Source organism: Arsukibacterium perlucidum DSM 18276 (assembly GCF_000382165.1).
In the GTDB taxonomy this organism is placed as follows: Bacteria; Pseudomonadota; Gammaproteobacteria; order Enterobacterales; family Alteromonadaceae; genus Alishewanella; species Alishewanella perlucidum.
In genome coordinates this window covers 1-12,603 of the sequence record NZ_KB907705.1, presented here as the reverse complement: position 1 = coordinate 12,603, position 12,603 = coordinate 1, and the positions used below count along the sequence as shown (strand labels likewise).

Annotated in this window: 14 protein-coding genes and 1 pseudogene; 12 read left to right on the top strand and 3 right to left on the bottom strand. The window is 48.5% G+C overall.

Going from position 1 to position 12,603, the window contains the following annotated elements; translation table 11 throughout:
• Window positions 1-284 precede the first annotated feature (284 nt).
• The 11 genes from H141_RS0105250 (at window position 285) to yacG (ending at window position 8,450) form a co-directional block, all read left to right on the top strand.
• Window positions 285-581: a hypothetical protein gene (locus H141_RS0105250; protein ID WP_019675196.1), complete on the top strand. Its 297-nt coding sequence runs from the start codon at window positions 285-287 to the stop codon at window positions 579-581.
• Window positions 578-739 carry a hypothetical protein gene (locus H141_RS21400; protein WP_019675195.1) on the top strand — a complete coding sequence of 54 codons (162 nt, stop codon included), beginning with the start codon at window positions 578-580 and terminating at the stop codon, window positions 737-739. Before H141_RS0105250 ends, H141_RS21400 begins: the two co-directional genes overlap by 4 nt.
• A 262-nt stretch (window positions 740-1,001) precedes the next feature.
• Entirely contained in the window at window positions 1,002-1,295 is a 294-nt protein-coding gene (locus H141_RS0105240; protein WP_026349247.1) for a type II toxin-antitoxin system RelB/DinJ family antitoxin, read from the top strand.
• Entirely contained in the window at window positions 1,282-1,557 is a 276-nt protein-coding gene (locus tag H141_RS0105235) for a type II toxin-antitoxin system RelE/ParE family toxin (protein ID WP_019675193.1), read from the top strand. Before H141_RS0105240 ends, H141_RS0105235 begins: the two co-directional genes overlap by 14 nt.
• 446 nt (window positions 1,558-2,003) lie before the next feature.
• Complete coding sequence (locus tag H141_RS21995; protein ID WP_019675192.1) at window positions 2,004-2,447, top strand: pilin; 444 nt, start codon at window positions 2,004-2,006, stop codon at window positions 2,445-2,447.
• A 192-nt stretch (window positions 2,448-2,639) separates the two neighbouring features.
• Window positions 2,640-4,334, top strand: coding sequence for a type IV-A pilus assembly ATPase PilB (pilB, locus tag H141_RS0105225; protein ID WP_019675191.1), 1,695 nt, complete (start codon window positions 2,640-2,642; stop codon window positions 4,332-4,334).
• A 164-nt stretch (window positions 4,335-4,498) separates the two neighbouring features.
• Window positions 4,499-5,728, top strand: a complete 1,230-nt coding sequence (locus tag H141_RS0105220; RefSeq protein WP_019675190.1) for a type II secretion system F family protein — start codon at window positions 4,499-4,501, stop codon at window positions 5,726-5,728.
• A complete protein-coding gene (locus H141_RS0105215) occupies window positions 5,728-6,633 on the top strand; it encodes a prepilin peptidase (RefSeq protein WP_019675189.1) in 906 nt (301 codons plus the stop codon). The genes H141_RS0105220 and H141_RS0105215 overlap by 1 nt, the downstream gene beginning before the upstream one ends.
• Before the next feature lie 4 nt (window positions 6,634-6,637).
• Complete coding sequence (gene coaE, locus H141_RS0105210) at window positions 6,638-7,315, top strand: dephospho-CoA kinase (RefSeq protein WP_051090375.1); 678 nt, start codon at window positions 6,638-6,640, stop codon at window positions 7,313-7,315.
• 137 nt (window positions 7,316-7,452) lie between these two features.
• Complete coding sequence (gene zapD, locus H141_RS0105205; protein WP_019675187.1) at window positions 7,453-8,208, top strand: cell division protein ZapD; 756 nt, start codon at window positions 7,453-7,455, stop codon at window positions 8,206-8,208.
• A gap of 8 nt (window positions 8,209-8,216) precedes the next feature.
• On the top strand, window positions 8,217-8,450 hold the full coding sequence (gene yacG, locus H141_RS0105200; protein WP_019675186.1) for a DNA gyrase inhibitor YacG: 234 nt from the start codon (window positions 8,217-8,219) through the stop codon (window positions 8,448-8,450).
• Here the strand turns inward: yacG and mutT are convergent.
• Window positions 8,440-8,934 carry an 8-oxo-dGTP diphosphatase MutT gene (gene mutT / locus H141_RS0105195; RefSeq protein WP_019675185.1) on the bottom strand — a complete coding sequence of 165 codons (495 nt, stop codon included), beginning with the start codon at window positions 8,932-8,934 and terminating at the stop codon, window positions 8,440-8,442. The genes yacG and mutT overlap by 11 nt on opposite strands.
• Window positions 8,918-11,653 carry a preprotein translocase subunit SecA gene (gene secA, locus H141_RS0105190; RefSeq protein ID WP_026349244.1) on the bottom strand — a complete coding sequence of 912 codons (2,736 nt, stop codon included), beginning with the start codon at window positions 11,651-11,653 and terminating at the stop codon, window positions 8,918-8,920. The genes mutT and secA overlap by 17 nt, the downstream gene beginning before the upstream one ends.
• 211 nt (window positions 11,654-11,864) lie before the next feature.
• On the opposite strand from secA, the gene H141_RS0105180 reads away from it, so the two are divergent.
• Window positions 11,865-12,326 carry a DciA family protein gene (locus H141_RS0105180; RefSeq protein WP_019675182.1) on the top strand — a complete coding sequence of 154 codons (462 nt, stop codon included), beginning with the start codon at window positions 11,865-11,867 and terminating at the stop codon, window positions 12,324-12,326.
• Between the two features lie 37 nt (window positions 12,327-12,363).
• Here H141_RS0105180 and H141_RS21730 read toward each other — a convergent pair.
• Window positions 12,364-12,603 (bottom strand): annotated as a pseudogene (locus H141_RS21730) (hypothetical protein); the annotation flags it as partial.

Below are 12,603 nucleotides of genomic sequence, written 5' to 3'. Positions count from 1 at the left end.
CATGCAAATTGATAACAACTAACACCGATTTCCCCCAACCCCTCCTTGCCAAGGAGGAGAAACTAAGCCGTCTGTAGTGGTCTAATAAAATCGCACCGGTTTTAAAAGTAAACCAGCATACGGTAGGCACCGGCGAAGTCGGCGATGTCTGGCTGGCCGCCCAACAGCTGTTTAGCGCCCATAAGTATGATGAGTAAGAAACCTGTGCTTAAAAGCCCGGCTTTGCTACACTCTTTTTTAGTTAACCCGTTCATTAAGCAAAAGTTACAACAGGCAGCTATTTTATGCGTCTTAGTCAACAACAGGCAGATACCATATCAGCGATAACCAAAGAGATTTTTGGTCCGGCTGCTTGTGTTAAATTATTTGGCTCCCGAACCGACGACGATGGTCGTGGCGGCGATATAGACCTGCTGGTAGAACTATCGCATCCGGTAACAGATGCCGTAATGGCCAGCGCTACCCTGGAGGCAAGGTTAATGCGGGCTTTGGGTTTGCAAAAAATAGATGTCATTGTTAGTGCTCCTAACCTCACAGCCACCCCAATTCACGCTATCGCTGCCCGGGGCATCACGCTATGACAAATGACAACACCCTGCGTTTGCAATTTCTGGTAAGAGTGATTGGCAAAGAAAGTAAGTACTTACAGCAAACTACCAGCAGGCTTTTCAGTCAACCCCTTGATGCCCGGCTGTTGGCTACGTTAGAAAGATCCAACCATCCTGGCCGAAGCAGTTAACAGTGCGCACCACTTTATGCCACTGCTACTAGAATTTGCCACTGCGCTTACTACAACACTTACCGACCGCAAGCTAATTTAAACTGCCGAGTCGCCACCATCACCAAGTATCCCCCCTCTTTGAAAACTAACCCGTCCCACTTTAGTAAACGAGAACTACAGGGGGATTAGCTCCAACCCAAATTTATACTCTGATTTGACAAAATCTCAATTGAGATACAAACTTGCCGGGTAATGTTATAAAACAATGTAGGTGCGAATAATGGCGACTTCAATGTTACACGTCCGGGTAGACAACGAATTAAAAGCAGATGCCGCGGCAAAGCTGGCAGATGTTGGTTTAACAGTGTCAGATGCGGTTCGTATTTTACTCACTCGTATCTCAAAAGAAGGTGGTTTACCTGCTGGCCTGGTCGCTGATGCAAGTGCATATGATGCTTGGTTTAAAGCCAAAGTGCATGAAGCTTTGAATGATCCTGCAGAGGGGTTACCCCACGCAGAGGTAATGAGTGACATTCAGCTATTAATAGATCGCAAACGAAATGCGGACGCTTAGCTGGAAACCAGCCGCAAAAGCAGACCTGCTCGCTATTGTCGAATTTATTGCTGACGATAATATTTCAGCCGCTCAACAGCTTAAAGATCTGATTGAAACAAAAACGCTAATGCTGGCAACACAACCTGAGCTATACCGCAGCGGCAGAGTAGAAGGCACCCGCGAGATGGTCGTTCATCCAAACTACATTGTTATTTATACAGCATCTGATACTGAAGTTTTAATTTTAAGAATATTGCACGCAGCTCAACAGTGGCCCTAAGCTCCCTGACAAAAAAACCCGGCCGCAGAATTTCTCACTACCCGTCCCACTTTAATAAAGGGGGACCACAGGGGGATTTGTGCTTTACCCCCTTTATAAGTTCACTGTGTTCTGACCCAATTTATTACAGAAAATGGCCGGGTTTTATGGCGTGTTCTGATTATCAGCTCTGGCTGAAATTTGCCGGTTCTTAGGTGGGCGCTACGATCAATCCACAGGATCCTGCGGTTAAATTTTGGGGTTTTTCCCAAATTTGAACCTAAAACTAATACCTTTGTACTATAAAAAATAACGCTAACAAGCGCCGTCAAAAATTTATTTTTCTAATATTGATAATGGCTTAGATATTTTTCATGCATTTATTAACAATTAGCTTGCGCTACTTCGAAAAATAACCAAAATAGACAGTAGCCCAACGGCTAAATAAATCCTCAGGAGATGTAACAATGATTAATTTACAACGTGCCAAACAACAAGGTTTTACCTTGATTGAATTAATGATCGTGGTAGCGATTATCGGTATTTTAGCAGCAGTAGCATTGCCTGCTTATCAAGACTACACGGTTCGTGCTCGCGTAAGCGAAGGTTTAGTTGCAGCAGCGTCAGCAAAATCTTTAGTAGCCGAGAACGCCGCTAACGGTTCTGCATTAAACTTAGGCTTTTCGGCACCAACCGGGACTGATAACGTAACTTCTGTTGCAGTGGACGGTGGTAACGGTCAAATTACTGTAACTTATGGTACAACAGCTGGTAATGGTACTTTAATTTTCGTTCCACAATCTGGAGGCGCCGCTTTAGTATCAGGTACTATCCCACCTAACACTATTACATGGGCATGTGATACAGGCTCTCTGATACAAAAATATCGTCCAGCTGAATGCCGCTCATAAGCTAAAAGCTTCGACATAATTATTTACATGAAAAACCAGCATTTACTGCTGGTTTTTATTTTCTCTTGCACAAGACACCTACAAGATTAACTCATTATGCATATCCCCACTATAAACTTGAATAACCGCTAAATGCTGGCATAATCAACAGATTCAAGCAAAATTTATAGCATCTTAGGATAACTACGCGGTATGGCGGTTAATGCAAATTCCACCTTATTAAAGCGCTTGCTGCAGCAAGGTATTATCGATAGCGATAAGGCCACTAAAGCGATTAGCGAAAAAAGCGGCAATTACCGTACCCTGCCCGAGCTGTTAATTAATGAAAAACTGATTGGCTCAGCCCGGCTGGCCGAACTGGCGGCTCAGGTAAGCTCGGCGCTCAGTATTGACCTCGATTACTATGATCTGGAGTCGGTACCGGAAGATTTACGCAATGAAAAGCTGGTACGCAAAAACGATATGCTGCCACTGTCGAAGCGTGGCCGCACTATGTACCTGGCAGTAGTTGACCCAACCAATATTGCAGCGATAGAAGATTTTGAATTTAATACCGGCTTAAATGCCGAAGTAGTAGTGGTTGAATTTGATAAGCTGCAAAAGTTAATAGAAAAACTGTTTGATAGCAGCTTTAACCTGGCGGGCGATGCCGCCGACTGGGACTTAGGTTCCATGGGCATTGTCGAGGAAGAAGAAGACAATAGCGGAGTTCAGCCCGATAAAGACGACCAGCCAATTATTGCCTTTATTAATAAAATGCTGCTGGATGCCATTCGCAAAGGCGCCTCGGATTTACACTTTGAACCTTATGAAAAACTGTACCGCATTCGCTTTCGCATCGACGGCATTTTAAACGAAGTGGCCAACCCACCGGTAGCGCTAGCCAGTCGTTTATCGGCGCGGTTAAAGGTAATGTCGCGGCTCGACATTGCCGAAAAACGGGTACCACAGGATGGCCGGATTAAACTTAAACTTTCTGCCAAAAAATCTATCGACTTCCGGGTAAGCAGCTTGCCGACCTTATGGGGCGAAAAAATTGTAATGCGTATTCTCGATTCCGACAGCGCCATGCTGGGGATTGATGTATTAGGCTATGAAGATATTCAGAAGCAGCGCTATTTAGCGGCACTGGCCCAGCCGCAAGGCATGATTTTAGTAACCGGCCCCACTGGTAGCGGTAAAACAGTATCACTGTATACCGGCCTGGCAATACTTAATACCAGCGAAACTAATATTTCCACCGCCGAAGATCCGGTAGAAATTAACTTAACCGGGATTAACCAGGTGCAGGTAAACCCACGGGCTGGCCTTACCTTTGCTACAGCGCTGAAATCGTTTTTACGACAAGACCCTGATGTAGTAATGGTAGGTGAGATCCGGGATTTAGAAACTGCCGAAATAGCGATTAAAGCGGCGCAAACCGGCCACCTGGTATTATCTACGCTGCACACTAACTCGGCCCCCGAAACCTTAACCCGCTTACTTAATATGGGCGTACCGGCCTATAACGTGGCAAGCTCGGTAAGTTTGATTATTGCCCAGCGCCTGGCCCGGCGTTTATGCCCGCAATGTAAGGCAGCAGAGAAGCTTCCCGAACAGGAATTACTGCGCCAGGGCTTTACCGAAGATCAGTTAAGCAGCATTACTATATTTAAACCGGTGGGGTGTGATCACTGCACCAATGGTTATAAAGGCCGGGTCGGTATTTACGAAGTGATGCCAATAAGCGCTAAAATGGCCGATATTATTATGGCCGATGGTAACTCGCTGGATATTGCCACCCAGGCGGCAAAAGAAGGGATTAATAGTTTGCGCCAGTCGGGGCTAATTAAAGCCGCAGCCGGGGTAACCAGTTTAGCCGAAGTAAACCGGGTGACTAAGGGCTAGCTCTTGCGACAGGTAACAGGTGACGGGTGACAGGTGACGGGTGACGGGTGACAAGTGACAAGTGACAAGTGACAAGTGACAAGTGACATTTTTCTTCGGCGACCGAATACCTAATAAGCTGAATTTAACATTGGGCGCAATAACGCCACAACAGGATAAACAGTATGGCTCAGGCACAAAAATTTAAAATTAAAGAGCTGGAAATTTACCAATATAAAGGGGTAAACCGCCGCGGTAAAAAAGCCGATGGTGAGCTAAAAGGCAATAGTATTGCTGAAGTTAAAGCCCTGTTGCGGCAGCAGGGTATCACCCCGTCCCGGGTAAAACGCAAACCGAAATCACTGTTTAGCAGTGAACGCAAAATAACTGCGGCTGATATTGCGGTGGTAACCCGCCAGATTGCTACCATGCTCGGCGCCGGGGTACCGCTGGTACAAAGTGTCGACTTAATTGCCAATGGTTCTGACAATAAAAGCCTTGGCACTTTAATGCAGAAAATTTCGGTGAAAATTCAGGCCGGTTTGCCACTGTCAGAAGTGCTGCGCGAGCACCCGAAGTATTTTGATGAGCTATATTGCGATTTAGTAAAATCAGGCGAGCAGTCCGGTGCGCTGGACCGGATTTTCGACCGGATAGCCATTTATAAAGAAAAGGCTGAAGCACTAAAATCGAAAATTAAAAAAGCCATGTTTTACCCGGTGGCCGTATTAGTAGTAGCCGCTATTGTGACCTCTATCTTGCTGATTTTTGTAGTGCCACAATTTGCCGAAATTTTTGCCGGCTTTGGCGCTCAGCTACCCGCCTTTACCTTGTTTGTGCTGGGCGTTTCCGAATTAATGCAACAATACTGGTGGGTGGTATTGTTTGGGCTGATTGCCTTTGGTTATGTGGTGAAAAAAGCCTATGCTAATAGTTTAAAATTCCGTACCAGAGCCGATGCCATGATTTTAAAAGCGCCGGTTATTGGTAATATTTTAAATAAAGCGGCGGTAGCCCGCTTTGCCCGCACCCTGTCGACTACCTTTGCGGCCGGGGTACCGTTAATAGAGGCATTAGAATCAGCGGCCGGCGCTTCCGGTAATGAAATATACCGTAATGCCATTATGTATATCCGGGAAGAGGTATCGTCCGGTACTCAGATGTATCTGGCGATGAAGCAAACCAAACAATTTCCGGAAATGGTGGTGCAAATGGTGTCGATTGGCGAAGAGTCCGGTGCCCTGGATGGCATGCTGGAAAAAGTAGCCAATATCTATGAGCAGGAAGTAGATGATGCGGTAGATGGCTTAACGGCACTGTTAGAGCCGATGATTATGGCGGTGCTTGGGGTGGTAATCGGCGGCTTAATTATTGCCATGTATCTGCCGATATTTGCTATGGGCGCGATTGTATAATGGCCGAGGTCGCCAGCTATTTAGGCCAGCATAACGGCCTGTTTATCAGCTTAGTGGTGCTGGTTAGTTTACTGATTGGCAGCTTTTTAAATGTGCTGGTGTACCGGCTGCCGAAAATGATGGAGCGGGAATGGCAGCAGGAGTATCAGGCGTATTTTCAACCGGATGCGAGCGCTGCTGCTTCCGCTACGGCCAATACGACGACGCCGGAGCGCTTTAACCTGGCGGTACCGCGCTCGGCTTGCCCGAAATGTAATACACCAATAGCGGCGCGCGATAATATTCCGGTAATTAGCTGGTTGTTATTAAAAGGCCGCTGCCGCCATTGCAAAACCCCCATAAGCAGCCGCTACCCGGCGGTAGAAGCGCTAACGGCGGTGATGTCGGGCCTGGTGGCCTGGCAATATGGCTTTGGCATGCTGGCGCTGGTGCTGATTTTTTTCACCTGGGGCTTAATAGCGCTTAGCTTTATTGATATTGATACCATGCTGTTACCCGACAGCCTTACCCTGCCGCTGCTATGGCTGGCCCTGGTATTTAGCCTGACTGATTCAGCCTTAGTTAATTCTTCACAAGCTATTATTGGCGCCGCTGCCGGTTACCTGAGTTTATGGCTGGTGTACTGGGGCTTTAAACTGCTAACCGGTAAGGAAGGCATGGGCTATGGCGATTTTAAACTGCTGGCGATTTTTGGTGCCCTGCTGGGCTGGCAACAGCTGCCGCTGATTATTTTATTATCGTCGGTAGTAGGTGCGGTGATTGGTGCCAGCATGCTGGCTATTCAGGGCCGCGATAAGGCCACGCCGATACCGTTTGGCCCTTACATTGCCGCAGCCGGTTTTATTGCCTTACTATGGGGTGAACAACTTACCAACGCCTATTTAAACTACCTTGGGCCTTATTAAGAAAGTGGCTGATAGCAGCACCCCGGCCAGCAGCTCCCAGAACAGTAAGCAGCGCTTTATTGTTGGTTTAACCGGCGGTATTGGTTCGGGTAAGTCGACCGTAGCCCGCTTGTTTAACCAGCTTGGGATCCCCTCGGTAGATGCCGATATAGTAGCGCGGCAAATAGTGGCTAAAGGCAGCCCGTTACTGGCAAAAATAACGGCCCATTTCGGGTCACAGCTGTTAACTGCGGAACACACCCTAAACCGGCCGTTGCTACGCCAGTTAATATTTAACGACCCGACAGCAAAACAGTGGCTGGATAGCGTAATGCACCCGGCCATTCGTACCGAAATGTTAAGCCAGTTAGCACAGCTGCCGCCGGCGCCTTATGTGCTGTTAATTGCGCCGCTGCTGCTGGAAAATAAGCTGAATAGCCTGGTTAACCGGGTATTAGTGGTAGATATTACTGAACGAAACCAGCTAAGCCGTACTCTAAGCCGCGATGGGGTAAGTGCGGGGGCCAGTGCAGAGCAGGTGCAGGCGATTATTGCCAGCCAGATCAGCCGGCCTGAGCGCTTAGCCTTAGCTGATGATATTATTGATAACAATACTGATTTTGCCAGCGGCGGCGACACCGCTATGCTGCAGCAGCAGGTTTTGCAGTTACATCAGCGCTATTTAGATTTGGCAAAGCGTTAAGATTTGGCAAAGCGTTAAAATTTGGCAAAGAGTTTAGATTTGGCAAAGAATGTAAAGCTGGCGCAGGATCGACAAGTACATGCAAAGATAACCGGGCGCGCAGGTTCGGTTAAGTTTAAAACAGGCCAATTGTTCTTATGACGAACACCACCGACATTATTTACGAGCATCCGCTTAACGAGAAAATCCGCACTTATTTGCGGCTGGAGTTTTTATTCCGGCAGGTACAGAGCCAGTTGGCACTGGCCGATGAAAACCAGCAGCAAAGTTTTTTTACCAGCCTGTTTGCGTTAATTGAAGTAATGGACCGCAATGATGTGCGGCCCGATTTAATTAAAGATATTGAACGCTGTGAAAGCCAGTTGGTAGTGTGGTCGCAGCATCCGTCGGTGTCGGATACTAAATTACAAACTATGCTGCAGGCCGCTGTGCGGATGCAGTCTGAGCTGCTACGCAGTGGCAAGTTACTCGGCGGCCTGAAAGACGATAACTTTTTAGCGCCGCTGCGCCAGCGCTTTAGCATTCCAGGTGGTTGCTGTTACTTTGATATACCGCAGCTGCAATACTGGTTTAGTTTGCCGCTGGCCGAGCGCCAGGCGCAGGCAGAAGACTGGCTGCAGCAGGTGGCACTGGCAGAGCAGGCTATTAGTTATGTATTAACCTTTATAAGGGAGCGCAGCCATTACCAGGATGTGCTGGCCGACAATGGGTTTTACCAGCAAAATGCTGAGCAGTATGAATTGCTGCGGATTAAGTACCCGGCCGGCGAAGGCACCTACCCCACTGTTAGTGGCAATAAGTACCGCTATGCTATTCGCTTTATGCAACTGGATGCCGACAGCGCCCGCAGCGCAGCCGCTAAATCACAGCAATTTCAACTGGCTTGTTGTTAAGGATTCTTATGCCAACTACCGTTAAATGCCCCACTTGCGACACCAAGGTTATCTGGGATGCCAGTTCAGCGTTCCGGCCATTTTGCTCTGAGCGTTGCAAATTAATTGATTTAGGTGACTGGGCTGCCGAGAACCACCGGATACCGGATAAAGCACCGATAGATGCCGATTTATCAGAAGAGTATCTGGCAGAGCTGGAGCAGGAATTTATTGCTCAGGATAATCAGTTTTTTAAAAATTAGGGCACGCCCTGGCAAACTGTTTTTGTAAGCGTTCAACTATTGGCTGGTTGGCGTCGGGAAAGGTAATGTTGGCTAAGTCGCTGATATTAACCCATTGCAGCGGCTGGCCTTCCAGCCCTGCCGGTTCACCACTGAACCCGGTTACCAGCCAGATATCCAGTTTAACCTGTCGCTCAGGGTAGCTGTAATTGAGCAGCATAAAAGGCTGAGCGTCAGTTACCGTGATGGCCAGTTCTTCTTTTAGCTCGCGATGCAACGCAGCTTGCACGGTTTCAGCCTGCTCGACTTTGCCGCCGGGAAATTCCCATTTGCCACCCTGATGCTGCTTACTGCTTCGCAGCGCCAGCAATACTTGCTGTTGCGGATCTTGTTGCTGCCGCTGTTGCTGCTTAAGAATAACCCCCACTGCCACATGTAACTGCGGCAGTGGGTTTTGTTGGCCTGGGGTTGCATTAGCCACCGCAGGCTTAGCTGAGTTTGCCATGGCACTGTTTATATTTTTTACCTGAGCCACATGGGCATGGGTCGTTACGGCCTACTTTATCGCCGTCGCGTACCACCGGAGTTGGCATGGCGTTAGCGCCAGCTGCCGCGGCCTGTGCTGGTGCGGCGCCGCCCATCTGGCCCGCTTCAGGATGCTGATAGCTATGTGGTACAGCATCGGCCTTGCGGCGCTGCTCTTCTACTGCTTCCACATCTTCTGCGGCTTTAACCTGCACCCGGCTTAAAATGCCGATAACGTCTGTTTTCAGCTCGTCCAGCATATTAGAGAACAGTTCAAAGGCTTCGCGCTTGTATTCCTGTTTCGGGTTTTTCTGGGCGTAACCGCGCAGGTTGATACCCTGGCGCAGGTGATCCATTGCGGCTAAATGTTCTTTCCAGTGAGTGTCGAGGCTTTGCAGCATAATGGCTTTTTCAAACTGGCGTAATACCTCTACCCCAACCATTTGCTCTTTATGCTTATAGCCTTCGTTAAATTGCTGCTGAATTTTATCGCGCAGTTTTTCTTCAAACAGCTTTTTATCATCAGCCAGCCATTTGCTTACCGGCAGTTCCAGCGCGAAATCCGCTTTTAAGCGCTGCTCTAAGCCCGGGATATCCCACATTTCATCTAAGGATTGCGGCGGAATATACTGGCTGATCACTGAGTCTACTACGTCTTCGCGAATGGCACTGACCGTTTCGCTGATGTCGGTAGCATCCAGCAGTTCGTTACGCTGTTCGTACACCACTTTACGCTGGTCGTTGGCAACGTCATCGAATTCCAGCAACTGCTTACGAATATCAAAGTTGCGGGCTTCTACTTTGCGCTGGGCGTTTTCTATAGCACGGCTAACCCATGGGTGTTCAATGGCTTCGCCCTTTTCCATGCCTAAGCGGCGCATCATGCCGGCCATCCGGTCTGAGGCAAAAATACGCATTAAGGCATCGTCCAGCGACAGATAAAAACGTGATGAACCCGGATCACCCTGCCGGCCTGACCGGCCTCGCAGCTGGTTATCGATGCGCCGCGATTCGTGACGCTCGGTACCAATAATATGTAAACCACCAGCGGCTATAACTTCATCGTGGCGCACTTGCCAGTCAGCAGTAAGTTTCGCTATGGCGTCGGCGGTTTTATCCTCCAGCGCCGCTATTTCTGATTGTAAGCTGCCGCCCAAGACGATATCGGTACCCCGGCCGGCCATATTGGTGGCAATAGTAACGGTACCGGCCCGGCCGGCATCAGCAATAATTTGCGCTTCGTTGGCGTGAAACTTGGCGTTTAACACCTGATGTTTAATTTTGGCTTTATTTAATAAACCAGACAGGTACTCGGAGCTTTCGATAGAGGCGGTACCCACCAGCACCGGTCGTTTGGCGTCGCGGGCTTTAATAATGTCTTCAATAATGGCGTTGTACTTATCTTCAGCGGTTAAGTACACCAGGTCGGCCATATCGTTACGCACCATAGGGCGGTTGGTTGGCACTACAATGGTTTCCAGGCCATAAATTTGCTGGAATTCAAAGGCTTCAGTATCGGCGGTACCTGTCATACCGGCCAGTTTATTGTATAAGCGGAAATAGTTCTGGAAGGTGATAGAAGCCAGGGTCTGGTTTTCGTTCTGAATACGCACCCCTTCTTTGGCTTCTACTGCCTGGTGCAAACCTTCAGACCAGCGCCGGCCTTCCATAGTACGACCGGTGTGCTCATCGACGATAACAATTTCACCGTTTTTCACTACGTAGTCAACGTCGCGCTTAAACAACTGGTGTGCCCGCAGTGCGGCGTAAACATGGTGCAACAGGGTAATATTGGCAGCAGAGAACAGGGTTTCTTCTTCGCTAAGCATGCCAGCTTCGCGCAGCATATCTTCAACTTTAAGCTGGCCCTGCTCGGTTAAATATACCTGGCGGGCTTTTTCATCGACGGTAAAGTGACCATCACCGTGGTTACCCTCTTCGTCTTCTTTTTCCTGTTTTTCCAGCTGTGGCACCAGCACATTAATTTTTTTGTACAGCTCTGAGCTGTCTTCGGCCGGACCAGAGATAATAAGCGGGGTACGGGCTTCGTCAATTAAGATAGAGTCAACTTCATCGATAATGGCAAAGGCCAGATCGCGCTGCACCCGGTCTTGCGGCGAAAACGCCATGTTGTCGCGCAAATAGTCGAAACCAAATTCGTTATTGGTACCGTAAGTTATGTCAGCCTGATACGCCTGTTGTTTGGCCTGATGAGCCAAACCCGGCACGTTAACGCCAACGGTTAAGCCCAGGAAGCTGAACAACGGCTCGTTAGTTTCAGCATCACGCCGCGCCAGATAGTCGTTAACGGTAATAACGTGGACGCTTTTACCGCTTAATGCGTTCAGGTAGGCCGGTAAGGTGGCGGTAAGCGTTTTACCTTCACCGGTACGCATTTCAGAAATACGGCCCTGGTGCAGCACAATACCGCCCAGCAACTGCACATCGAAGTGGCGCATTTTGAATACCCGGGTACTGGCTTCACGTACCGTGGCAAACGCTTCGGGCAGAATATCTTCCAGCGTAGCGCCCTGCTGCACCCGCTGTTTAAACTCAGCGGTTTTTTGCTTTAAGGCTTCATCGGATAAGGCCTGGTATTCGGCTTCCAGGGCATTAATTTGCTTCACATATTTCTGCTGTTTCTTCAGGAAGCGGTCATTACGGCTGCCAACTAATTTGGCGAAAAATTTTCCAAACATTATCCAGATACCATTTAAGTTAAAACTGCTTTGCAGCCCTGGCAAGGCCAGTTATTTATTGTCGTTGTTGGTTACTGCCTGCCGGTAAAGCGGCTATTGGCAGAATATGGTGCCAACCGGGGCGAGTTTCAAGCCCGGCGAACTGTGGCAGCACCGATAAAACCTGTTACACTTAGCCGGCCTGCTGATAAGCCAGTTAAGTAAGCTGTTGATGAAACGCTATAGCCATAAACCCGAAGATTTAACCAAGCTGTTTGGCCAGAGCTCTCTGGCAACCATGCAGCAACAGTATGAACTTGTTCGCAAATTAAATACCGAGTTATGCCATATTTTACAGCTGGAGCACCTGAGTTTTTGCCAGGTGTCGAGCATTAATGCCGGGCGGGCGGTTATTTTATGTCAATCGCCAGGCTGGGCTAACCGGTTAAAGATGCAGCGCGATGCCATTCTAGACAATTTCAGGCAAAAAATCTTGCCTGATTTAGCCGGAATCGATATTGAGGTATCACCGCACGGCCAGATTACCCGCCCTGCGGTAAAAACTCCGGCCAAAGCAGCGGCTAATCCTAAACAACACAACTTATCGGATAGCGCCCGCGCCTCGCTGCAACAAGCACTGGAACACAGCGACGACAAGGTAAAACAAGCATTAGCCCGACTCCTCGCCAAATAACCTAAAAGGGGTCTGAGTCTGAGGGATCCCCACGAATTTAGTCCCCGCATTCAATGTTGTAACTCGTCGTATTAAGCAAGTGTTTACAGTGGCACAAGGTGTTGCGCCACTGTGCTGTTGTAAACATCACCTGTTTGGCCATCGCTCTTAACCCAAGCGAGTGAAACGACAAGACTCGTCTATCACGATAACTGTTTGCCTGGAATCGGCGTTGTTGATTGGCTATGGTCAGCCCTACACCTAGCAATATCAAGACTAATGAGGCCAAATTGCTCAG